Origin of the sequence: Candidatus Weimeria sp. HCP3S3_B5 (assembly GCF_052064335.1) — a bacterium.
Lineage (GTDB): Bacteria > Bacillota > Clostridia > Lachnospirales > Lachnospiraceae > Weimeria.
In genome coordinates, this window is sequence record NZ_JBQHVU010000002.1 from 65,815 (window position 1) to 89,481 (window position 23,667).

16 protein-coding genes and 1 pseudogene are annotated in these 23,667 nt (G+C 47.0%); 15 read left to right on the forward strand and 2 right to left on the reverse strand.

Translation table 11 applies throughout. The features are described from left to right. Positions 1-54: 54 nt before the first annotated feature. Positions 55-924: a helix-turn-helix domain-containing protein gene (locus ACTNCK_RS01620; protein ID WP_441080584.1), complete on the reverse strand. Its 870-nt coding sequence runs from the start codon at positions 922-924 to the stop codon at positions 55-57. A gap of 231 nt (positions 925-1,155) precedes the next feature. Between ACTNCK_RS01620 and ACTNCK_RS01625 the strand changes: the two genes are divergently transcribed. The 7 genes from ACTNCK_RS01625 to ACTNCK_RS01655 all read left to right on the forward strand — a co-directional run bounded on the left by ACTNCK_RS01625 (position 1,156) and on the right by ACTNCK_RS01655 (position 9,106). Beyond that, positions 1,156-2,292 (forward strand): tyramine oxidase subunit B, encoded by a 1,137-nt coding sequence (locus tag ACTNCK_RS01625; protein ID WP_441080585.1) that lies wholly within the window; start codon positions 1,156-1,158, stop codon positions 2,290-2,292. Positions 2,293-2,359: 67 nt separating this feature from the next. Continuing rightward, positions 2,360-2,959, forward strand: coding sequence for an AAA family ATPase (locus ACTNCK_RS01630; protein WP_441080586.1), 600 nt, complete (start codon positions 2,360-2,362; stop codon positions 2,957-2,959). 5 nt (positions 2,960-2,964) lie between these two features. Beyond that, positions 2,965-5,646, forward strand: a complete 2,682-nt coding sequence (locus ACTNCK_RS01635; RefSeq protein WP_441080587.1) for a bifunctional amino acid transporter/iron-containing alcohol dehydrogenase — start codon at positions 2,965-2,967, stop codon at positions 5,644-5,646. A gap of 41 nt (positions 5,647-5,687) precedes the next feature. After that, entirely contained in the window at positions 5,688-6,017 is a 330-nt protein-coding gene (locus ACTNCK_RS01640; protein WP_441080588.1) for a (2Fe-2S)-binding protein, read from the forward strand. 20 nt (positions 6,018-6,037) lie between these two features. Beyond that, positions 6,038-7,624 (forward strand): FAD-dependent oxidoreductase, encoded by a 1,587-nt coding sequence (locus ACTNCK_RS01645; protein WP_441080589.1) that lies wholly within the window; start codon positions 6,038-6,040, stop codon positions 7,622-7,624. Positions 7,625-7,643: 19 nt separating this feature from the next. Beyond that, entirely contained in the window at positions 7,644-7,976 is a 333-nt protein-coding gene (locus tag ACTNCK_RS01650; RefSeq protein WP_441080590.1) for a (2Fe-2S)-binding protein, read from the forward strand. Continuing rightward, on the forward strand, positions 7,973-9,106 hold the full coding sequence (locus tag ACTNCK_RS01655) for an NAD(P)/FAD-dependent oxidoreductase (RefSeq protein WP_441080591.1): 1,134 nt from the start codon (positions 7,973-7,975) through the stop codon (positions 9,104-9,106). The genes ACTNCK_RS01650 and ACTNCK_RS01655 overlap by 4 nt, the downstream gene beginning before the upstream one ends. Positions 9,107-9,177: 71 nt before the next feature. Here the strand turns inward: ACTNCK_RS01655 and ACTNCK_RS01660 are convergent, their stop codons facing one another. Then, positions 9,178-10,467 (reverse strand): MATE family efflux transporter, encoded by a 1,290-nt coding sequence (locus ACTNCK_RS01660; protein WP_441080592.1) that lies wholly within the window; start codon positions 10,465-10,467, stop codon positions 9,178-9,180. Positions 10,468-10,517: 50 nt separating this feature from the next. Between ACTNCK_RS01660 and ACTNCK_RS01665 the strand changes: the two genes are divergently transcribed. The 8 genes and pseudogenes from ACTNCK_RS01665 (at position 10,518) to ACTNCK_RS01700 (ending at position 23,564) form a co-directional block, all read left to right on the forward strand. Continuing rightward, positions 10,518-10,703, forward strand: coding sequence for a hypothetical protein (locus ACTNCK_RS01665; protein ID WP_441080593.1), 186 nt, complete (start codon positions 10,518-10,520; stop codon positions 10,701-10,703). Positions 10,704-10,900: 197 nt separating this feature from the next. Next, positions 10,901-13,543 (forward strand): pyruvate, phosphate dikinase, encoded by a 2,643-nt coding sequence (gene ppdK / locus ACTNCK_RS01670; protein WP_441080594.1) that lies wholly within the window; start codon positions 10,901-10,903, stop codon positions 13,541-13,543. 146 nt (positions 13,544-13,689) lie between these two features. Further along, complete coding sequence (locus ACTNCK_RS01675; protein WP_441080596.1) at positions 13,690-15,657, forward strand: BMP family ABC transporter substrate-binding protein; 1,968 nt, start codon at positions 13,690-13,692, stop codon at positions 15,655-15,657. Then, complete coding sequence (locus ACTNCK_RS01680) at positions 15,654-16,337, forward strand: metallophosphoesterase family protein (protein ID WP_441080597.1); 684 nt, start codon at positions 15,654-15,656, stop codon at positions 16,335-16,337. The genes ACTNCK_RS01675 and ACTNCK_RS01680 overlap by 4 nt, the downstream gene beginning before the upstream one ends. Positions 16,338-16,422: 85 nt before the next feature. Next, positions 16,423-17,916 (forward strand): annotated as a pseudogene (malQ, locus tag ACTNCK_RS01685) (4-alpha-glucanotransferase); the annotation flags it as partial. A 42-nt stretch (positions 17,917-17,958) separates the two neighbouring features. Next, positions 17,959-20,214: a glycogen/starch/alpha-glucan phosphorylase gene (locus ACTNCK_RS01690; protein WP_441080733.1), complete on the forward strand. Its 2,256-nt coding sequence runs from the start codon at positions 17,959-17,961 to the stop codon at positions 20,212-20,214. A 92-nt stretch (positions 20,215-20,306) separates the two neighbouring features. Then, positions 20,307-21,836: a response regulator transcription factor gene (locus tag ACTNCK_RS01695; RefSeq protein WP_441080598.1), complete on the forward strand. Its 1,530-nt coding sequence runs from the start codon at positions 20,307-20,309 to the stop codon at positions 21,834-21,836. Further along, positions 21,837-23,564 (forward strand): sensor histidine kinase, encoded by a 1,728-nt coding sequence (locus ACTNCK_RS01700; RefSeq protein WP_441080600.1) that lies wholly within the window; start codon positions 21,837-21,839, stop codon positions 23,562-23,564. Positions 23,565-23,667: the final 103 nt, after the last annotated feature.

Consider the following 23,667-nt stretch of genomic DNA (forward strand, 5'->3'; position numbering starts at 1 on the left):
TTATTTGCAGCCTTCATTTTCTCACAAAATCATCCTAATGTAAAGAGGTTTGACCTAAAGAACCTTAAGTCCCTTGTCATGGGCATAGACAGCCTTTCCTCTGTAGTTTCCCTCTTTTATCAGCTGCTTGTACTGACCTGGAGTCATGCCTGTGTATTTGCGGAAATCCCTTATGCACTGGGACTGGTCATAAAAGCCCAGATCGCTTATCCAGTCGGCTGTCTTCTCATCATAGCCGTAGTTTATAAACTCGATCGCCCTCTGGAGACGCAGGATCGAGCAGAATGTCTTTGGAGAAAAGCCCATTTCCTCCTGAAAGATCCGTCTTATGTAGCGCTGCGAATAGCTGGTCCGCGTCGACAGCTCTGATACTCTTATCTGGCCGTCGCTATTGTAGATCATATCGCATACTGCGTCAAAAAGAGCCTCCTTTCCGTAGGGAGCCCTGCCTCTGGCCGGAAGAGCGGTATATTCATTCAGAAAGACCCTGACCCTTGAGGTGAAATCCGTCTGCATGGAAAGCTGGTCAAAGTCGAAATCATAGGGATAGAATTCTCTTAGAGAAAGCTGGTCTCCTATCAGATCGTGGAGACGGAGCATAAGACCATTGGGATTTGTGCCTGGCATGAAACGGACACCGAAAATATCTGTCTCATCGGCCAGCAGGTCCCCGGTAAAGGAGAGGGCCGTTCCTGTGACTAGAGAGCGCATTTCCCCGGGACCTCTGTAGCAGAACATGAAATCTATACAGCCTGTAGGGATGGATCGCAGAGGAAGGCCTGGATCCTTACGGAGCATATAGAAATGCGAGATTCCCATCTTGCGGTAGGTTTCCTGAATGAAGTCCCTGCTGTCAAGCACAAAGAATGGCTGGGTAGATCTTATTTTTTCTCTTTTCCAGCTTTTTACTATAGTGGTTTCCATGTCCTTATCTTATGACTAAAATCCATAGGCTTCAATAGGTGGCTGCAAACATTCCCCAATGCTTGTTCCGTTTTTTACAATAATTATCATTTGATGAATGTAAAATATAAGCAATCAAAAAGAGAAACAGACGACAAAGACGTCGCAGGAAATGACCGGTGATTTCCTGTGGCGTCTTTCTTTTTCTTAGAGTCATGCTATAGATGATAGATATTACAGGAGGCAAATATTATGAGTGAATATCCGGCAGTTGATTTTCTATTCTTAAACGAGGATGACATGGTTAAGGCTGGTGTTACAGATATGCACGGCTGTGTAGATGCTATGGAGGAGGTGCTTGGTCTTCTTGACAAGGGAGATTTCATGATGGGTGGAGACAACCATTATTCCCACGGCACCAAGCTTGGCTTCCCGGATGAGTCACCATTCCCGGAGATGCCTTCAGGAAAGGGAGAGGACAGACGATTCATGGCAATGCCGGCTTATATCGGTGCTCCGTTTGATAATGCAGGTGTTAAGTGGTACGGCTCCAACATGGAGAACAAGAAAAAGGGTCTGCCACGTTCTATCCTTATGTTTACACTTTCTGATAAGGATACAGGAGCACCAAAGGCCTTTATGTCTGCAAACCTCCTTAGTGCTTACCGTACCGGAGCAACGGCAGGAGCAGGCCTTAGACATTTTGCAAAAAAGGATTCCAAGATCGCAGGTATATGCGGACCCGGAGTAATAGGAAGGACAACCTTTGAGGCCATAATGGATGCCTGCCCGGGGATAGAGCTGGTTAAGATCAAGGGAAGAAGCCAGAGGGGTATAGATGAGTTCACTGAATTCGCAAAGGAAAAATATCCAGATGTAAGGATAGAGGCAGTTGACAGTCTTGAAGCATGCGTAAGAGATTCAGATGTAGTAGGATTTGCAGCAACAAGCGGACATGACTTGAGCAAGTACCCTAAGGTCGAGAAGGAATGGGTAAAGACAGGATGCACTATCACCTGTCCTGGTGGAGCTGAATTCGACAAGAAGTTCCTGGCAGAGGACTGCGTGCTGGCTGTCGATGCAATCGGACTCTACAAGGCATGGGCAAGTGAGTTCCCTTATCCTACCTATGGAAAGGTGACTATGGTCGGTACCAAGTTCATGGATATGGAACATGAGGGCATGATCACAGACGATGATATAAGAGATGTCGGAAAGATCGTAAATGGAAAGCAGCAGGCCAGAAAGAGCGATGATGAGATAATTGTTTACTCGGTAGGAGGAATGCCTGTAGAGGATGTGGCGTGGGCTACAAGGTGCTATGAGAAGGCGTTAAAGGAAGGCATAGGCACAAAGCTTCATCTGTGGGACAAGCCGCTGATGGCATGATATAAATGGCAATGGGGCCGTCGGAGATATATTTCCGGCGGTCCTTTTTTAGAGAAAGGAGAAGCCATTGAAGCATTTGGTTATCACAATAGGATGCGAATACGGTGCCGGCGGACCTCAGATCGGGCAGATGCTGTCGAAGGCCCTCGGTATTGAATACTACGACAGGGATCTGGTGGATTCCGTTGTAGACCAGCTGGGAGTAGAAAAGGACCTGGTCGAGAAGGCTGATGTAGAAAGAAATGTACACTATTCCTTTGACACCTCGCTTGGCCCAAGATATGCGAACCTTACCAACAGGGTCATATCGGCACAGTTCGAGGTCATTCATGAATTTGCAGAGAAATCATCATGTGTAATTATAGGCCGCAGCAGCGACTATATCCTGAAGGACAGGGATGATGTGCTTAACGTATTCATCTATGCGCCTCTTGACACAAGGATAGATGCTGTTATGGGCATGAAGGGCATAAGCCGTGACGAGGCTAAAAGGATCGTTTCATATAATGATGAAAAGAACCATGCAAGACATAAGTATATAACAGGTACCTACAGAGGAGACAGAAAAAACCGTCATATAATGATAGACAGCTCTCTTCTCGGCTGGGAAAAGACAGCCCAGTATATCCTGATGCTCGTAGAAATGCTTGAAGAGAAAGGAGCGTGAATACTATGGGTGAGAAAAAGGGCTCGGAATTCAACAAGGTATTCAGCTCCTGGGATATCCTGGTAATAGCCTTCGGAGCAATGATAGGCTGGGGCTGGGTAGTGCAGTCAGGAGACTGGATCGAAAAGGCCGGAGTGATCGGAGCAATGCTGGGATTTGTACTGGGCGGCGTGATGATCTTTTTCATAGGACTTACATATGCAGAGCTCACACCGGCCATGCCTGAGTGCGGTGGAGAGCATGTATTTTCGATGAGGGCAATGGGACCCTACGGATCCTTCATTTGCACCTGGGCCATAATACTAGGCTATGTAAGCGTCGTATGCTTTGAGGCCTGTGCGTTCCCAACTATCATATCCTATCTGTGGCCGGGCTTTTTGAAGGGCTATATGTATACTGTCGCTGGCTTTAGAATCTATGCGTCATGGGTAGCTGTAGCAGTGGTCTTTGCCTTTATCATAACGATAATAAACCTGATGGGAGCAAAGACAGCGGCTATCCTTCAGACCATACTTACTGTAGCTATAGGAGCTGCCGGAATAGCTCTTGTCGTCGCCTCTCTCTTTTCAGGCGCCCCGTCAAACTTAAGCGGTCAGGTATTTGAGGGGAGCAGCCAGTCAGGTATTCTTTCGAATATCATAAGGGTGGCAGCGGTAAGTCCTTTCTTTTTCATTGGCTTTGATGTGATCCCACAGGCAGCTGAGGAGATAAATGTTCCCCTTAAAAAGATAGGAAAGATCCTGCTCCTTTCCATTGTCCTGGCCATTTCCTTCTATGCCCTGGTGATCTTTGCAGTTGGATATGTAATGGATAGCGGATCTATTGCCGATTCATATCAGGCATCAGGACTTGTAACAGCAGACGCAATGGCAAAGGCTTTCCACAGCGAGGCAATGTCAAAGGTTATAATAATAGCAGGAATGTGTGGAATAGTAACCAGCTGGAACTCCTTCATGCTCGGAGGAAGCCGTGCCATCTATTCCATGGCTGAATCCTATATGGTGCCTCGTGCGTTCAAGAAGCTTAGCAAAAAGCACAAGACACCTACAACAGCTGTATGGCTTATAGGAATCCTTAGCATGCTGGCTCCCTTTGCAGGAAGAAAGATGCTTGTATGGGTATCTGATGCAGGAAACTTTGGCTGTGTCCTGGCCTACTTCATGGTAAGCCTCTCCTTCCTTATATTAAGGAAGAAGGAACCGGATATGCCTCGCCCATACAAGGTAAGATTCGGTAAGGTAGCCGGCGCCCTGGCTGTCATAATGTCAGGACTAATGCTTATTTTATACATACTTCCCTCGTCAGGAGCGGCTCTTATGCCTCAGGAATGGGGAATAGCGGGAGGCTGGTTTATAGTCGGGATCTTCTTCGTGATAGGCTGCAAGGCCAGATACAAGGACAAGTTCGGCTACTATGCTCCTCTCAATGCTATGATGGCCGGCTCTAAGACCTCTTCAGAGGAAAAGACACAGACAGGCGAGGGTACAGCTGTAATAAGCGTTGAAAGGGCTCTTGAAAAGGAAGAGACTCTTTCTGATCAGATACCTGTAATGGCCCCTGAGTTTTCCTATTTCCTTCCGGTAAATATAAATTTCGGCCCGGGAAAGGTGGATCTTGCCGGAAAGATCGCAAGAGCCTATGGAAAAAAGGCCCTTATAGTAACAGGAGGTTCGAGTGCCAGAAAGTCAGGCCTGCTTGACCGCGTAAAGGGTCTTATGGAAGCAGAGGGAATGACCTGCGAGATCTTCGATAAGGTTACTCCTAATCCTCTTACGACCACAGCAATGGAGGGAGCCTCACTTGCAAGGTCACTTTCCACTGAGCTTGTTGTGGCAGTTGGTGGAGGAAGCGTGATGGATGCCGCAAAGGGAATAGCCTTTATGGCAAAAAACGATGGTGATATCTCTGATTATATATTTGGAAGAAAGACAGGAGATATGGCTCTTCCTCTGGTGCTTATCCCTACCACCTGCGGAACAGGATCGGAGGGAAATGGATTTGCAGTCCTTACAGATCCGGCTACAGCAGACAAGAAGTCGCTTAGGAGTACAGCTATAGTCGCAAAGGCATCTGTCGTCGATCCTCTTGTGATGAAGACAATGCCTAAAGGAGTGCTTGCCTCTGTTGGCTTCGACGCTCTCTGTCACTGTATAGAGGCCTATACGGCAAGGAAGGCCCAGCCGCTTACTGATGCTTTATGCCTCTATGCCATCCCTCTTATAGCCGAAAATCTGGTAAAGCTCTACAGAGGAGAGGAAAGCGATGAGGCCTGGGAGGCTGTGACTCTTGCAGCTACATTCGGAGGAATGGTGATAAATACAGCCGGTGTCACATTAGCTCACGGAATGGAGCATCCTGTAAGCGGAAAGGTAGATGCAGTGCACGGCAGAGGACTTGCAGCTATCACTCCGGCAGTAATAGAAGCGGAATACAGATATAACAGAGTGAAGTTCGGACGTATTGCCCGTATACTCGGAGGATTTACCGCAGAGGACTGTGCCGGAAGGATAAGAGTCCTTCTGTCACAGCTTGACATGAATATCACTCTTTCTGATCTTGGTATCGGAGAAGAGGATATAGACTGGCTGGCCGAAAACTGCTGTAAGGTATCGGCAGGAAATATAGATAATACCCCGGGCTCATATACTAAGGAATCAATAGCTGATCTTTACAGAGCTTGTATGTGATAATTGAAACAGGAATCAACCCGAAAGGAAGGAGAAACACTATGGCAGGAAGGATTAAGACGCATCCGATCCTTGGCGCCCAGAACGAGGGCAAGAGGGTGGTTACATTCACCTACGATGGAAAGGAGATGCAGGGATACGAGGGTGAGCCTATTGCGGCCGCCCTCAAGGCAAACGGAGTCATGGTTCACAGATATACTATGAAGCAGCACAAGCCAAGAGGTATCTTCTGCGCGATCGGCAGATGCACAGACTGTGTGATGGTAGTGGATGGTGAGCCTAATGTAAGGACCTGCATGACACCGCTTGCCGAGGGCATGGATGTACGTACCCAGTACGGAGTCAGCGATAAACCATTTGACAGACAGTGATAAGTCCGGAGGAAAAGTAGATGAAAATAGAAAGATTTGATCTGATAATAGTTGGCGCCGGTCCTTCTGGACTTTCAGCAGCCATAGAGGCCGCAAAGCGCGGTATGAATGTAGTCGTATTTGATGAGAATGCACGTCCGGGCGGACAGCTTTTCAAGCAGATACATAAGTTTTTTGGATCTAAGGAGCACAAGGCAAAGATCAGAGGCTTCCATATCGGAGAGCAGCTTCTTAAGGAGGCAAACGAGGCAGGAGTAAAGGTCGAGCTGAACGCAACGGTCATAGGCCTCTATCAGGACAGGGAAGTAGTTGTAAGGATGGGTGATGAGGTTCATCATTTCAAGGGCGATGCGGTGATCATTGCTACAGGAGCAGCAGAGAACATGGTCCTCTTCGATGGCTGGAATCTTCCGGGAGTCATGGGTGCAGGAGCAGCACAGACTCTTATGAATCTCTACGGAGTAAAGCCAGGGGACAGGATCCTCATGCTTGGATCTGGAAATGTTGGTCTTGTCGTATCATTCCAGCTGATCCAGTGCGGATGCGATGTGGTCGCTCTTGTAGATGCGGCTCCAAAGATAGGAGGCTACGGAGTGCATGCTGCAAAGGTAGCACGTACAGGAGTTCCGTTCTACCTTTCACATACTATAAAAAAGGTCGAGGGAGATGATCATGTAACAGGCGTGACTATCGGTCAGGTTGATGACCATTTCCAGTTCATAGAGGGAAGCGATAAGCATTTTGATGTGGACACTGTCTGCGTGGCAGTCGGTCTTTCTCCTATGTCGCAGCTTCTGAAGATGGCAGGCTGCAGGATGGAGGATAATCCTAAGCGCGGCGGTCAGGTGCCTGTAGTCGGAGAATACGGCGAGACATCTGTTCCGGGTATCTTCTCAGCCGGTGATGTATCCGGTATCGAGGAGGCATCCTCAGCCATGATCGAGGGGCGTATGTCAGGAGTCGTAGCCGCTGAATACCTGGGCTATATGACTGCAGAGGAAAAGGATGCTGAGCTTAAAAAGCTTGAAGCCTCGCTTGACTCCCTGCGTCAGGGAATGTTTGCTCCAAAGAACAGAGGAAAGAATATTACAGAGACTGAGGAGGGAATAGATATTTCCACAAATCTACTGAAAAAGGGCTATGTGGCAGATGACGAGATAGAAAGATTCCCTGGAGTAGTCCATAAGGCCGGCCTTCATCCGGTGCTTGAATGCACCCAGAACATCCCATGCAACCCTTGTCAGGACGCATGTACGAAGGGCTGCATTTCCATAGGGGATAATATCACCTCCCTCCCTATTTCTGTGACTGACAGCACCTGTGTAAACTGTGGTATGTGCGTGGCCTCCTGCCCTGGACAGGCTATCTTCCTTGTAAATGAGGACGATGGAGACGGCAGTGCCACTATCACTCTTCCTTATGAGTTTATGCCTCTTCCCGACACAGGATCAAAGGGAAAGGCTCTCGGAAGGGACGGCTCTGTGGTCTGCGACGCTGAGGTGGTACAGGTCAGATCAGGTAAGGCATTCGACGGGACCAGTCTTCTTACTATAAAGGTTCCTAAGGAATATGCGATGAAGGCAAGATTTTTCAAGGCAGCAGTATAAGCGCAAGGAGGAAGGAACAATGAGTGAATTAAGCAACAGATCCAGAGATATAGGTGAATTCGTTCCTATGCCTGACGATGATATGATCGTCTGCCGCTGCGAGGAAGTCACCAAGGGCCAAATAAGAAAAGCCGTTCATGAGGGCCTGTGGACGATAGCTGAGATCAGGAGATACTTACGCTGCGGTATGGGACTCTGCCAGGGCCAGACCTGTGCAAAGCTGGTAAAGGGTATTGTCGCAAGAGAGCTTAAATGTTCTCCGACCCTATTAGAGCCTGCCAGCTCCAGAGCTCCTATGAGACCTACTGAAATGCATGTATATGCGGATGAGACGGAGGATACAGATCTATGACTACATCAGACGTAATTATTATCGGCGCCGGAATCATAGGCAATGCATGTGCCTACTATCTGGCTAAGAAGGGATACAAGGTAACTGTTCTGGAAAAATCCGATATCATCGGTGACGGTGGTTCGAGCCGCAACGGAGGCGGTGTCCGTCAGTCAGGCCGTGATCCAAGGGAACTTCCGCTCGCCATGTACGGGATCGAGCATCTCTGGCCGACTCTTTCCGAGGAGCTCGGTTACGATGTGGAATATCACAAGAAGGGAAACCTTCGTCTGGGGAAGACGCAGGCTCATCTTGCTACATTAAAGAAGCTTGCGGACAGTGCCTCTGCCTGTGGACTTGATGTAAGGATGATAGATGGAGACGAGGTAAGAGAGATAAACCCTTACCTCTCTGAAGAGATCATAGGCGCAAGCTGGTGTCCGACAGATGGTCATGCCAACCCTCTTAAGGCTACGCTGGCCTATTATATGGCTGCCAGAAGGCTTGGCGTCACCTTTATCACCGGTGAGGATGTAAAGGAGATAAAGAAGATAAAGGGCAGGGCAAGACGTGTCATCACGCAGACAGATAGCTATGAGGGAGATCACATAGTCCTTGCTGCTGGTATGGCATCCCGTGCCATAGCTGGAACTGTCGGGATTGACATCCCAATGGTGAGTAAGCTCATCGAGTGTCTTGTGACAGAGGCTGAGCCAAAGATGTTTGAACAGATGCTTGGAACCGCCGAGGCGGATTTCTACGGCCACCAGACAGACCATGGTTCGTTCGTGATCGGCGGCTCCACGGGCTTCGAGCTCTATAAAAAGGATAACGGCACCCCTGTAAACTACAGCGATACTGTACCTTGCATCTGCCGCGGTATCATCAGATACATCCCTATGTTAAAGGATGCCAGGATAGTCAGAGCCTGGGCTGGCTGGTCAGACAACATGAAGGATGGAGTTCCTGTGATTGACACAGTGAGTGAGGTGCCTGGTCTCATTCTGGCCTGCGGCTTTACAGGCCATGGCTTCGGTATAGCTCCTGGCGTAGGAACTGTCGTCTCCGAGCTTATCGCCGGAGAGCCGACCTCCTGCGATATCTCAGGCCTGAAGTACGACCGCTTTTATGCGAAGGATATAAAGAAATAAGCGCCAGATAGCTGATAGAACGTAAAAACCGCAACCCCGGAATGAGGTTGCGGTTTTTTAGGGGTTAGGTGTCACTCCTCGCCCCTTATCCCTAACCAAATACTGATCCCTGCAGTGACTACCTTTGCAATCACTGCGCTCCACCAGATCATTGTCTGTCCGCCGGCCAGGGGTGGGAGGAAAAGGATCAGGAGTAGCAAAATGACCGGCTCAGAGAAGGTCAGGATGTAGGAGCGGATGCTCTTTTCGGTCGCATAGAACAGGGCAGTGGTGACACGGGTTATCGCATCGAAGGGAAGAGAGAGGAGAAAGATCGGCATCACCCTTATTATGCCTTTGTTGACAGTGGCAGAGGAGCCGAACAAAAGCCCGATCCTGGCGCGAAGGAAAAAGATGACAAGAGCACCTGCAATGGCCAGAAGGATAGCGGATTCATAGGCAAGGCTTTTTATCTGAGAAAGCGATCTCTTGTCACCCTCACCGAAGAAACGGCTCATAAGAGGCTGACTGCCATCGCCAACGCCCTGTAGCAGCAGATATACGATCCAGATGATATAGGAAATGCAGGCATATATGGCAATGGCCGCCTCGCCGCCATAGAAGACGCTGAAGCGGTTTATTATGATAAGAGAAATATTGGGAGCCAGAGTGAGAGCGAATGGAGCCAGACCGATCTTTAGCGTGCGCAGGAATACATCCCATATATCATAGGAAGAGATCCGAAGAGCAAGCCTTCTTTTTGCCAGACAGTAGATAAGAGCGACAAGCATTGTGATGCCCTGCCCGGCAACAGTTGCCAGAGCTGCACCAGTCATTCCCTTACCCTTTATCCATATCAGGAAAAAATCAAGGAATACATTTGTGATAAAGCCGCCGATCATAGCGCCCATAGCCCAGAGGGAGCCGCCGAAATTGCGCATGAAGGGGACAAGACCGGTACCGAAAACCTGAAGGAGGCTTCCAACTGCAATAAGCCTTATATATTCATTTCCAAGAGAAAGAAGATGGCCGGAAGCGCCGAGAGCCGCAAGAAGAGCCCTGGAGAAGAAAAAAACACCTCCGCTAATCACGGCACTTATAAGAAGCATCATATAAATAGCACCGGCGATGAATTCAGAGGCCCTGTCCTTATCACCGCCAGCCATCAGGATAGAGTACCTTACAGAGGCGCCGATCCCTATGCCGGTCCCGGCAGCCTGGATAAAGGCAGTGATCGGGTAGGCAATGTTTATGGCGGAGAGGCCGGCATCGCCGATCCTGTTTCCGATAAAGAAACCATCGACGATAGCATAGATACCTGACAGGGCAAACGAAAGGACAGATGGTATTACATATGAAAAGAAGGTGCGTCTGTTATTCATGGCATTATTATAGCAGCTTTCTGAATCGTTGCAATACATCCTTATATTCTATGAAAGAAAGACCAATATTAAAAAACAGGAAATATCTTTATCTGACAGAGTTCTTTTCAGGAATGTCACTTATGGCAGTGGAGATAGGGGCGCAGAGACTGATAAGCCCTTATTTCTCATCATCACAGATAGTATGGACCATTATAATAGGAACCATAATGATAGCAATGTCCCTTGGCTTATAAACGATGAGGTCTCATATTACCGCAATATATACGAGAAGAATGGTATAGGCGCAGTCTTAAAGGAGCTTGAGTAGGGCCTGTCAAAAAATCCTTGCATATCGGAGTGATTGTGATAGAATATATAGGGTGACCGCACGGGGACCCATCTTGCGACCGGCGGGCACGTTTATCAATTCACATTTACAGGAGGAAATAAAATGGCAAAGAAGTGGGTCTACAAGTTTGAAGAAGGCGGAGCAGATATGCGTAATCTTCTCGGCGGAAAAGGTTGTAACCTTGCTGAGATGACTCATTACCTGCATATGCCTATTCCACACGGCTTCACAATCACAACAGAAGCATGTACAGAGTACTACAATAACGGAAAGGGCCTTACAAAGGAGATCACAGATCAGATCGAGGAGAACCTTAAGTGGCTCGAGGAAGTAAACGGAAAGAAATTCGGTGACCCGGAGGATCCGCTTCTTGTGTCAGTTCGTTCAGGTGCCCGCGCATCAATGCCGGGAATGATGGATACCATCTTAAACCTCGGACTTAATGACGTCGCAGTCGAGGGCTTCGCAAAGAAGACTGGAAACCCTAGATTTGCCTATGATTCATATCGTCGTTTCATCCAGATGTATTCAGACGTAGTAATGGAGGTTTCCAAGTCTCTTTTCGAGAAGGAAATCGACGACGTAAAGGCTAAGAAGGGCATCAAGTATGATGTCGAGATGGATGTAGATGACTTAAAGGAGCTCGTAAAGAGATTCAAGAAGATCTACAAGGATGCTCTTGGAAAGGACTTCCCTCAGGAGCCACAGGATCAGCTGATGGGAGCCATCCTCGCAGTATTCCGTTCATGGGATAATCCACGTGCCATCGTTTACCGTCGTATGAACGACATCCCTGGAGACTGGGGAACAGCTGTAAACGTTCAGACCATGGTATTCGGAAACAAGGGTAACACATCAGGTACAGGCGTTGCATTTACACGTGACCCGGCTACAGGAGAGAAGGGAATTTTCGGTGAGTACCTCCTCAATGCACAGGGTGAGGACGTTGTTGCAGGTGTACGTACACCTCAGCCTATCTCTACTCTTGCAGATGCAATGCCAGACGTATACAAGCAGTTCATGGAGCTTGCTACAGGCCTTGAGAACCATTTCCACGACATGCAGGATATGGAGTTCACTATCGAGGAAGGAAAGCTTTACTTCCTTCAGACCCGTAATGGTAAGAGAACTGCTCAGGCAGCTATAAAGATCGCATGTGACCTCGTAGATGAGGGACAGATCGATGAGAAGACAGCAGTTACACGTATCGAGGCAAAGAGCCTTGACCAGCTGCTTCACCCTGTATTCGATCCAGCAGCCTTAAAGAGCGCAAAGAAGATCGGCGCAGCTCTTCCTGCATCACCAGGTGCCGCAGCAGGTAAGGTAGTATTTACTGCTGAGGAGGCAAAGGCATTAGGAAAGGGAGGCAAGGGAGAGAGAGTCATCCTTGTCCGTCTTGAGACCTCACCTGAGGATATCGAGGGAATGAACGCTGCTCAGGGTATCCTTACAGTACGTGGAGGAATGACAAGCCACGCAGCCGTTGTTGCACGTGGAATGGGAACCTGCTGCGTATCAGGATGCTCAGATATCACAAATATCGATGAGGAAAAGAAGGAGTTTACACTCGCAGGAATTACTTTCCATGAGGGAGACTACATCTCACTCGATGGTTCTACAGGAAACATTTACCAGGGTGATGTAGCTACTAAGGAAGCTTCAGTAGCAGGAGACTTCGCTCGTGTAATGGGATGGGCTGATAAATACAGAACACTTAAGGTTCGTACAAATGCAGATACCCCTCGTGATGCGAAGAAGGCTCGTGAGCTTGGAGCTCAGGGAATCGGCCTTTGCCGTACAGAGCATATGTTCTTCAGTGGCAACAGGATTGATGCATTCCGTGAGATGATCTGCTCAGACACAGTAGAAGAGAGAAAGGCCGCTCTTGCAAAGATCGAGCCATATCAGGAGGACGACTTCAAGCAGCTCTATGAGGCAATGGAAGGCGACCCTGTTACAATCAGATTCCTTGACCCACCTCTTCATGAGTTCGTTCCTCAGACAGAGGAGGATATCAAGAAGCTTGCTGATTCTCAGGGCAAGAGTGTTCAGCAGATCAAGGACATCATCGCAGGACTCAAGGAGTTCAACCCTATGATGGGTCACAGAGGATGCCGTCTTGCTGTTACATATCCTGAGATTGCAGAGATGCAGACCACAGCAGTTATAAAGGCAGCTCTGTCTGTAAAGAAGGCTCATCCGGACTGGAACCTTGTTCCTGAGATCATGATCCCGCTCGTATGTGAGGAGAAGGAGCTTAAGTTCGTAAAGAAGACTGTCACAGATACAGCTGACAAGCTTATCGCAGAGGCAGGATCTGATATGAAGTATGAGGTAGGAACCATGATCGAGATCCCAAGAGCTGCTCTTACAGCTGATGAGATCGCAAAGGATGCTGAGTTCTTCTGCTTCGGAACCAATGACCTTACCCAGATGACATTCGGATTCTCCCGTGATGATGCTGGTAAGTTCCTTGATTCTTACTATGAGAACAAGATCTTCGAGTCAGATCCGTTCGCTCGTCTTGATACAGACGGTGTAGGCAAGCTGATGAAGTTCGCAGTAGATAATGGTAAGAAGGTTCGCCCTTCACTCCATTGCGGAATCTGCGGAGAGCACGGTGGAGATCCTTCATCCATCGAGTTCTGCAATGAGATCGGACTTGACTATGTTTCATGCAGCCCGTTCCGTGTACCTATTGCTCGTCTTGCAGCAGCACAGGCAGCAATCACTCAGGCTAAATAAAGGCAGGATTATAGAGGGGCTCTCCGGCAGCAAGGCTGCCGGGGAGTTTTTTTATTGCAAGAAAGCCGTGGTAAGTATACTGACACGGCTTCTTTTTTTTGCTATAATTGAGACAGGTTTTTTAGCTGATCGGGAGGAAGAAGCCAATGATAGATGATTACAACAGAGCCCTTAGGATTGGGCAGAGAACCTTCAGACGGGATGCATCATGGGGCAGATATCCATATCTGCCGGCCCTTGAGGATATTGTCTTAACTCAGGATACCAGCGAAGAGCCGGTAGGCCTTATTGAGGTGCCGATTGAGAATATAAAGGGCACCAAGACCAAGGGCAGGACAGAGGCCTTTGCCAGCGATTTCATGCCGCTGCTTTCAGCCGGGTCTGAGTTCGCGACCAAGTGGTCCAAGCTTTATGATTCCGCAGTCGAGGAGGGCATAAGGGAGCCTATAAAGGCCTATGAGTACATGAGATCCTTTTATGTGCTCGAGGGTAATAAAAGAGTATCTGTTTCAGCCTTCTTAGGCATTGATACGGTACTTGCCGATGTGATAAGGCTTGTGCCCAAAAGAAGCGAGGATACGGATAATAAGATATATTTCGAATTCCTGGATTTCTACAGAGTCTGTCCCCTCTATGATATTTCGTTTTCAAAGGAGGGCGGATACTTAAGGCTTGCCGGCTACTATAATCAGGACCTGAAAAACAAATGGCCTCAGGAGAAGATAGAGGATCTGAGGACAGACTACAATTCCTTCCGCAAGGCCTTCAAGAAGGAGGGAGGAGACAGGCTTGATCTTACAACAGGCGATGCCTTCCTTGTATACCTGAGGTTCTATAGTACTGACAAGAGCATTATAAGTCTGAATGAGAATGTGCTGATCAGCAGGATAAGAAAGCTCTGGGACGAGTTCCTTGTGACAAGTGATGATGATCCGGTCGAGCTTGTCGAGCATCCGGAGGAGGTAAAGAAGGACACCTCAGGAATGAATGCGATCGTCTCGCTCTTCACATCCAGACCGTCATATTCTGCTGACAAGCCGCTAAAGGTTGCCTTTTTCTATGAGAAACCGGCCAATGTATCGCAGTGGATATACGGACATGAGCTGGGGAGAAACTATGTCGAGGCTCATTACAAGGGAGTGGTCGTCACAAGGAAATATGATGACTGTGCAACCGATGAGATCCTGCGACAGAGAATAGACGAGGCGGCAGAGGATGGATTTCAGATGATGTTTACCGTATCTCCTGTTCAGATGAATGAAACTCTAAAGAGTGCAGTCCATTTCCCGGATATCAAGTTTTTCAACTGCTCGGTGAATCTGTCCCAGAGCGCAGTCCGCACCTATTATGGCAGGATGTATGAGGCCAAGTTCCTGATGGGATTTATAGCAGGTACAAGGAACAGGGGACACAGGATAGGCTATCTGGCCAACTATCCTATCTACGGAGCCATAGCTGAGATAAATGCATTCGCCATAGGAGCCTCAATGGCCGATCCTGAGTCGGAGATCTATCTGGCCTGGTCCTCGGTAAAGGATTCTGACTGGAGGGAATATTTCCATGATTGTGATACAGATCTGGCACTGGGACCTGATTTCATAAAGCCGGATGAGGCATCGAGGGAGTTCGGACTTTACAGGCTTACAGATGACGGAAGCATAGAGAATCTGGCATTTCCTCTCTGGGACTGGGGCAAATACTATCAGCTTATAATAGATCAGGTGCTTGACGGGACCTGGGATGACAATCCTGCCCAGGGGGCAAAGGCCTTGAACTACTGGTGGGGGATCTCATCACAGGTAATAGATGTGATCCTCTCGCCACATCTGCCCTACCAGACCTACAAGCTTGTGGATATAATGAGACAGGCAATGCAGCGTGAGCTGTTAAATCCCTTCTACGGAGAGATCTGGGCTCAGGGTCACAGGAAGATAAAGGGCTTCGGGACACCGAAGATCTCCAATGAGGAGATACTTACCATGACCTGGCTTAATGATAATATTATCGGAAGTCTCCCGAAGGAGCATGATCTGGTACCGGAGGTCGAGAAGGCAGTTTCAGTGAGCGGAACACTGGAGACAGATGATTCATTGGGAAAGAAAGGCAGTAAATGAAGATACTCGCACTTGCAGATGTAGAGGATAAGGCGCTGTGGGATTATTTCGACAAGGAAAGGATAAAGGATGTGGATCTGATCATATCCTGCGGGGATCTAAACCACAGCTATCTCGAATTTATAGAGACCATGTCCAACTGTCCTCTGCTGTATGTGAGGGGGAATCATGACAGGGGATACAGCCAGAGGCCGCCTCAGGGCTGCGTAGATATAGATGACAGGATATATGATTTTCACGGACTTCGTATCCTGGGGCTTGGAGGCAGCATGAGATATCATGAGGGTAGTGATATGTATACCGAGCAGGAGATGGCGAATCGGATCAGGAAGCTGAAGAGAGCCATAGCCCTAAGAAACGGCTTCGACATCTTAGTGACCCATGCGCCGGCGAAGGGATACGGAGATATGGACGATCTTCCGCATCATGGCTTTGAATGCTTCAACAGCCTGATCGACCAGTATCATCCCAAATACATGCTCCATGGGCATGTGCATAAGGATTACGGCCATTTTGAGCGCGTGAGGATCCATGAAGCAGGGACTAAGATAATAAACTGCTACGACAGGACCTATGTGGATATCTCTGATCAGGATCATCCGGCAAGAGGCAGAACGGGTTCGCTCCTCTATGATCTCTATACAGGGATGGAAGACAGGCGAAAGAAAAAATATTATTGATATATTTCTAAAAAAAGTTATATGGAAACCTTTTATCAGTAGTGTTAGTATATAATGCGTATACTAACAGGAGGTAATGACGACCATGAGACAGCAGGAACTGAGCAGAGGCGCAGGAATTCTACTTCCGGTCAGCTCCTTACCGTCACCATACGGTATAGGGACATTCGGGAAGAGCGCATATGACTTTGTGGATGATCTGGTAGCAGCAGGACAGTCTTACTGGCAGGTACTGCCTATAGGACCGACAAGCTTCGGAGACAGTCCATATCAGGCCTTTTCAGCATTTGCAGGCAATCCATATTTTATAGATCTGGATATACTGGCTGATCAGGGACTTTTATCAAGGGATGAGCTTTCTTCGATAGACTGGGGCTCGAGTGATTCTGATATAGACTATGCCAAGCTTTATAATGAGAGATTTCGTATCTTAAAGAAGGCATATCTGGCTTTTCTTGGATCACCGGATCAGACTATAAAGGAACAGCGGACTGACTTTGACCAGTTCAAGAAGAGAGAGAGCGGCTGGCTTTCTGATTATTCTCTTTTCATGGCCTTAAAGGATAAGAACGATGGAAAGAGCTGGCAGGAATGGGATAAGGATATCAAGACCAGACAGCCAGAGGCGCTTGACTACTACAGAGGTCTTCTTGCAGAGCAGAGCGACTACTACAGCTTTATCCAGTTCGAGTTTTACAGACAGTGGACCGAGCTTAAGAGATATGCCAACGGTCATGGAATCAGTATAATAGGAGATATTCCTATCTATGTGGCACTTGATTCGGCAGATGTATGGTGTAATCCGCTTGATTTCCAGCTTGATGGCGATCTAAAGCCTGTTGAGGTAGCCGGCTGTCCGCCAGATGCTTTCTCAGACTATGGACAGAAGTGGGGCAATCCTCTCTATAACTGGAAGAAGATGAAGCAGGACGGCTTCACATGGTGGAAGAAGAGGATGGGAGCCGCAGCAGGTCTCTATGATATAGTAAGGATCGATCATTTCCTCGGAGTCGTTAAATACTACTGTATTCCTGTTGATGGTGACCCGGTCGACGGACACTATGAGGAGGGACCGGGAAAGGATCTTACTGATGCCATAGATCAGGTCATGAACGGATCAAAGGTCATAGCAGAGGACTTAGGTGTCCAGATCGATGGAGTGAAGAAGCTTCTCTCACAGACAGGCTATCCCGGCATGAAGATCCTTGAGTTTGCCTTTGATGGCAACAGGAATAATGAATATCTGCCTCATATGTACGACAGGAACTGTGTGGTCTACAGCGGTACCCATGACAATGAGACCCTTGTCGGATATTTCAAGAGCCTTTCTCCTATGGGATATCAGTATCTGCTTGACTACACAGGCTCATCGGATCAGAAGGAACTGATCACGAATATCCTTAGAATGGCATATATGAGCGTGGCGGATACAGTAGTGATCCAGATGCAGGATATCCTTGAAAAGGATAACTCAGCAAGGATGAATCTTCCATCCACTATAGGTACTAACTGGAGATGGAGAATGAAGGCAGGAGAGTTTACTCAGGACAAGATAAGGAAGCTGCGTAAACTCTCAGACACCTATGCAAGAAATGAGAACAGAAAGGTAAACAAGGAACAGATGGTAGAAGAAACCGCAAAGAAGCTTTTTGGAAGAGGAATAAGTCAGTGCACGAATGAGGAGCTCTATATCACCCTCCTTCATATTGTAAAGGATATGGCAGAGCAGAGGAAGTCCGATGCAGGAAAGAAGAAGGTATATTATATTTCCGCAGAGTTCCTTATTGGAAAGCTCCTCTCCAACAATATGTTAAACCTCGGCATCTTCGATCAGGTAAAGAAGGAGCTTCAGGACAATGGTAAGAGCATATATGATATTGAAGAGGTCGAGAATGAGCCTTCGTTAGGTAACGGCGGACTCGGTCGTCTTGCAGCCTGCTTCCTTGATTCAATGGCTTCTATCGGCATTCACGGAGACGGAGTCGGGATCAATTATCATCTTGGACTTTTTAAGCAGGAATTTGCCGGCAATCTCCAGAAGGAGACTCCTAACCCATGGATCACAAAGGATTCATGGCTTATAGACAGAAAGAAATATTTCGATGTAGAGTTCAGATACCATACAGTACATGCGCATATGTATGATATTCCTGTTACAGGATATGAGAACAGGACAAACGAGCTTCATCTGTTTGATATAGACTCTGTAGACGAGCATATCACTGAGGGAGATTCTATTTCCTTCAATAAGGACGATATAGAGAAGAACCTGACACTCTTCCTTTATCCTGATGATTCAGATGACAAGGGAAGGATGCTCCGTATCTATCAGGAGTACTTCATGGTAAGCGCCGGAGCCCAGCTCATCATAGAGGAGTGCCTCGGAAGGGGAAGCAATCTCCATGATCTCTATGACTATGCAGCTATCCAGATCAACGATACGCATCCGTCAATGGTGATCCCTGAGCTCATCAGACTTCTTGTCCTTCACGGAATAGATGTGGATGAGGCAGTAGACATTGTCACAAAGACATGTGCCTACACCAACCATACCATTCTTGCAGAGGCTCTCGAGACCTGGAATTATGACTTCATGAATCAGGTTGTTCCGCAGCTTATGCCTATAATCGCTATCCTTGACGCCAAGGTAAAGAATACCTACAAGGATAAGTCAGTCTATATCATAGATGACAACAGAAATGTGCATATGGCCTTCATGGATATCCATTTCAGCCACAGTGTAAACGGAGTTGCCTATCTGCATACAGAGATCCTGAAGAACTCAGAGCTTAACAACTTCTACAGGATCTATCCTGACAAGTTCAATAACAAGACCAACGGCATCACCTTCAGGAGATGGCTTCTGGACTGCAACCCTGAGCTTTCAGACCTTATCGAGTCAAGGATTGGCTCAGGCTTCAAGAAGGATTCTATGGAGCTTAAGAAGCTTCTCGATTACAAGGATGATCCGGCAACCCTTGAGGCTCTCCGCTCGATCAAGGTACATAACAAAAAGAAGTTTGCAGACTTCATGAGAAAGACCCAGGGCATAGAGCTCGACGGACATTCCATATTCGATGTACAGGTAAAGAGACTTCATGAGTACAAGAGACAGCAGCTCAATGTCCTTTCTCTTATCCATGAGTACTTCGAGATCAAGAAGGGAAATCTTCCGAAGAGACCTATCACAGCGATCTTCGGAGCAAAGGCTGCACCGGCCTATACTATAGCAAAGGATATAATCCATCTTATCCTTTGCATGCAGCAGATCACTAATAATGATCCTCAGGTAAGCCCTTACCTTAAGGTGGTAATGATAGAGAACTATAATGTGACAAAGGCATCCTGTGTGATCCCTGCAGCAGATATATCTGAGCAGATCTCCCTTGCCTCAAAGGAAGCGTCAGGAACCTCTAACATGAAGTTCATGCTTAACGGAGCCCTTACTATAGGTACAATGGACGGAGCAAATGTCGAGATAGCAGATCTTGTAGGATCTGACAATATCTATACCTTCGGTGAGGATTCACAGACAGTAATAGACAGATACGCAAGAGGCGACTACAATTCCAGAAGCTACTACGATAAGGATCCTGTTCTTAAGGAATGCGTGGACTTCATAGTTTCCGATACAGTAAGAAGCGTTGGCTGCGCAGAGAATCTCGAGAGACTCTACAATGAGCTTCTGAACAAGGACTGGTTCATGACCTTCCCTGATTTCGAGGATTATCTGAAGACCAGAAAGAGAATGTGGGACGACTTCGAGGACAGAGATGTCTGGGCTAAGAAGTGCCTTATAAATATAGCAAACGCAGGTTTCTTCTCATCTGACCGTACTATAGATCAGTATGACAAGGAGATCTGGCATTCAAGATAAACTGATCAGTTGTCTACCGAGTGATATTTGTGTTAAAATAGGGATGTTGCCTTCGGGCAGCATTCCTATTTTTGTACAGACAGGTGGAACCTATGGAAATACTGATCGTAGATGATGAGGCAATCGAGAGAAAGGGGCTTATAATGCTCCTTAGGAGAGAAAAGCTTGACTGCCATATAAGAGAGGCATCAAACGGAAAGCAGGCTCTTTCGCTGCTGTCCGAGACAAGGGCGGATCTGATGCTTACCGATATTAAGATGCCATTCATGGATGGACTTGAGCTTACAGAGATCTGCGCCGAGAGGTATCCGGAAATGAAGATGGTGATCTTTTCCGGATACGGTGAGTTCGAGTACGCAAGAAAGGCAATGCAAAACGGCATCACCAACTATATACTAAAGCCCGTCGATCCGGCAGAGTTCCATAAGACAATAGAGGGGATAACCAAGCAGATGTATGAGGAAGCACTGGAGAGTGAAAACCGTAATAAACGCGGTGACTTTATCCTGGAGCATGTCCTTCTTACTCTTGTGAACGGAGTGGATCCGGAGAGCCTTAATGCTTCGATCAGGAATATACTGCCGGATGACTTTGCCTATGATTACTCTATCATGGTTCTGCTTTCAGCTGATCATGATTTCTTCGGACTTGGGGCCATGAACTTCGGTGAGGATATGAAGACTGCTCTTGGAAGAGAGTTTACCTATCTGAATATAGATCCTATGAACAGCCTTCTTTTATTCAGTGGAGAAATAAGTGACAGGAGAAGACTGGGGAAGGAAATAGCAGCAGCTGTCGAGAAGAGATACGGGACTACGCCATATATTGCCGTATCAGAGCCTCTGCCGGGAGGAAGAGCTAATCTGAGGGCGCTTTCAAGGAGCTATGAGGATCTGGAGACTCTGATGGAGAACCGTTTCTATCTGCTCGATACCAAGGTATTCATATCAGGAGAGGGTGTCGAGGGGACTCCGGATCTTAGTGACATAGATTCAGATCTTCTTATGAAGCAGATCAGACAGGATATAAACCTTAAGGATATGGTCGGACTCCGCGAGCACTATGAGAGGCTCTGTGACAAGTACAGGAAGAATGCAGCCTTTTCCCAGATCTATGTGAAGTTCGTCTTTTCGAACCTGATGAAGGAGATCTATGATGCGCTTCCGAAGGACAATCAGGACTCTCTTTCAAGCGATGTGGACAGGCTATATCGTACGACAGATTTTTCAGAGGTGATGAATATCTTAGATAAGGGCATATCCCTTCTGGAATCGACCTGCCTGTCAGCTACCAGGACCAATCACAGGGAGATAGATACAGTAAAGAAATATATCTATGAAAACTATGACAGGGAGCTTTCGATAGAGGCACTTGCAGAAAAGGTATATATGGCTCCGAGTTATCTGTCACATGTGTTCAAGAAGGAGACAGGCCAGACGCTGTCCAAGTTCATAAAGTCTCTCCGTATGGAGAAGGCAAAGCAGCTCCTTACAGATACACATGAGAAAATAGTAAATATCAGTGCTTCGGTCGGATATCCGAATGTATCCTATTTCTGCAAGAGCTTCAGGGAATATTACGGAGTAAGTCCGCAGAAATATCGCGATGAAGAGGACAGTTAAATGTCACACAGGATCAGAAATCATTTGGGACGCAGGTTCAGGGATCTTTCTCTAATCAGAAAGATCATGTTTATCTATATTTCTATAAGCGCCCTTCCTATACTGATACTTGGTATAGCTCTGGTAAGTCAGGAGGGCAGAACGCTTCGCATAAGCGCAAGGAGCGCAGTAAGGCAGACCCTTATGCAGTCAACGGCCCAGATGTTATCAGACATCAGGGTCTATGATAATCTGGCAAATTATATAGCCTATAATCAGTCGGTCAGCGATGTATTAAGCAGTAATTATAATGGCAGGAGCTTCGAGCTCTATGAGCAGCTGAATAAGACCGTTGACCCTATTCTTACATCACCAACATATTTTTCACATGGGATAAATGGGATTACTATCTATGTAGACAGGGATATTCCAGAGCATGGAGATTCGATCGCTCCGCTTTCATCAATAAAGGATAAAAAATGGTATAGGGATAACAGGGCAGATTTCGGTGCAGCCTCAGTCATTCTAATAGACAAGAAGGAAGACAAGGTCCGGCTTGTACGTACAATGCCTCTGATGGAGCAGAACGGAGTGAATGGCATCCTCTGCCTGGAGCTTGATTATAATGATTTCTTCGGAGAATACAAGGATATATGCGGAAAGGGACAGGGACTTTTTGTCTTTAATAAGGATGGAGAGGCCATTTACAGAGCAGGAGAGGCAGGGAAGATAAAAAATTCTGGAGCATATTTCAAAAGGGAAACATATGACGGCCATTATATTGTAAAAAGGCGTATCTCAGGGACAGACCTTACAGCGGCAATTTACACCGGTATAGGATTTTCGCCGGCCCAGCACAAGACAGTGATACTGGCCTTTCTGGCATATATAGCTATAGTAGCATCTACACTATATATTGCATCAGTATTATTCAATCATTATGTGGTAGAGGATATATCTGCCCTTGGAAAGAACATGGTAGAGGTAGGAAAAGGCAACAGGACCCTTACTGTAAAAAGCGACTCAGCCGATGAGATAGGAGATCTGATCCGCGGCTTCGGATCCATGCTGGATGAGGAAAATGTGCTGATAAAGGAAAACTATGAGAATAAGCTGGCTTTAAGAAAATCTGAAATGAAGGCCCTTCAGGCCCAGATCAACCCGCATTTTCTCTATAATTCACTTTCTCTTATCAACTGGAAGGCGATAGAGGTAGGGGCAGATGATATATCAAGAATCACGCTGGCTCTGTCCAACTTTTACCGGACATCACTTAACAGGGGGAAAAACGTCCTTACAATAGAGAAGGAAATAGAAAACGTAAAGAGCTATATAGCCATCCAGCTCTATATGCATGACAACAGCTTTGATACAGTTATAGATATAGATGAGGAGATCCTGCCCTATGAGACCTTAAATCTTATCCTGCAGCCGCTTGTGGAAAACGCCATCGATCATGGTATAGATATGAAGGAAAGCGGAAGAGGCTATATAAAGATAATAGGCAGGCAGGATCAGGATACGATTGTTCTTACTGTTTCTGATGACGGAGTAGGAATGGATGAGGAAACGGCAGAAAAGATCACCACATTCAAGAGTCATGGATACGGACTTGCAAATGTAAATGAGAGGATAAAGCTCTTTTATGGAGAAAAATATGGGGTAAAGGTAAAGAGCAGGGTCGGTTTTGGGACCATATGTACGATTACTATCCCAAAAATTCACATAAAAGACAAAAATCAAACATAAATCAAAAAAGAGTAATATTTACGTCCTCCCAAATCAACCTTATAATATACATTGTAAACAAAAATTTTCTTAAGCCGGTTATAAAAGGCGAAGAAGGAGGAAC

Excerpts from the sequence above, each read along its gene's own strand:
- ACTNCK_RS01660 (WP_441080592.1), bottom strand. The coding sequence starts at position 10,467 with ATGAATAACAGACGCACCTTCTTTTCATATGTAATACCATCTGTCCTT.
- ACTNCK_RS01695 (WP_441080598.1), top strand. The coding sequence starts at position 20,307 with ATGGAAATACTGATCGTAGATGATGAGGCAATCGAGAGAAAGGGGCTT.
- ACTNCK_RS01640 (WP_441080588.1), top strand. The coding sequence starts at position 5,688 with ATGGCAGGAAGGATTAAGACGCATCCGATCCTTGGCGCCCAGAACGAG.
- ACTNCK_RS01625 (WP_441080585.1), top strand. The coding sequence starts at position 1,156 with ATGAGTGAATATCCGGCAGTTGATTTTCTATTCTTAAACGAGGATGAC.
- ACTNCK_RS01650 (WP_441080590.1), top strand. The coding sequence starts at position 7,644 with ATGAGTGAATTAAGCAACAGATCCAGAGATATAGGTGAATTCGTTCCT.
- ACTNCK_RS01655 (WP_441080591.1), top strand. The coding sequence starts at position 7,973 with ATGACTACATCAGACGTAATTATTATCGGCGCCGGAATCATAGGCAAT.
- ACTNCK_RS01620 (WP_441080584.1), bottom strand. The coding sequence starts at position 924 with ATGGAAACCACTATAGTAAAAAGCTGGAAAAGAGAAAAAATAAGATCT.
- ACTNCK_RS01665 (WP_441080593.1), top strand. The coding sequence starts at position 10,518 with ATGAAAGAAAGACCAATATTAAAAAACAGGAAATATCTTTATCTGACA.
- ACTNCK_RS01645 (WP_441080589.1), top strand. The coding sequence starts at position 6,038 with ATGAAAATAGAAAGATTTGATCTGATAATAGTTGGCGCCGGTCCTTCT.
- ACTNCK_RS01675 (WP_441080596.1), top strand. The coding sequence starts at position 13,690 with ATGATAGATGATTACAACAGAGCCCTTAGGATTGGGCAGAGAACCTTC.
- ppdK (WP_441080594.1), top strand. The coding sequence starts at position 10,901 with ATGGCAAAGAAGTGGGTCTACAAGTTTGAAGAAGGCGGAGCAGATATG.
- ACTNCK_RS01700 (WP_441080600.1), top strand. The coding sequence starts at position 21,837 with ATGTCACACAGGATCAGAAATCATTTGGGACGCAGGTTCAGGGATCTT.
- ACTNCK_RS01680 (WP_441080597.1), top strand. The coding sequence starts at position 15,654 with ATGAAGATACTCGCACTTGCAGATGTAGAGGATAAGGCGCTGTGGGAT.
- ACTNCK_RS01635 (WP_441080587.1), top strand. The coding sequence starts at position 2,965 with ATGGGTGAGAAAAAGGGCTCGGAATTCAACAAGGTATTCAGCTCCTGG.
- ACTNCK_RS01690 (WP_441080733.1), top strand. The coding sequence starts at position 17,959 with ATGGTAGAAGAAACCGCAAAGAAGCTTTTTGGAAGAGGAATAAGTCAG.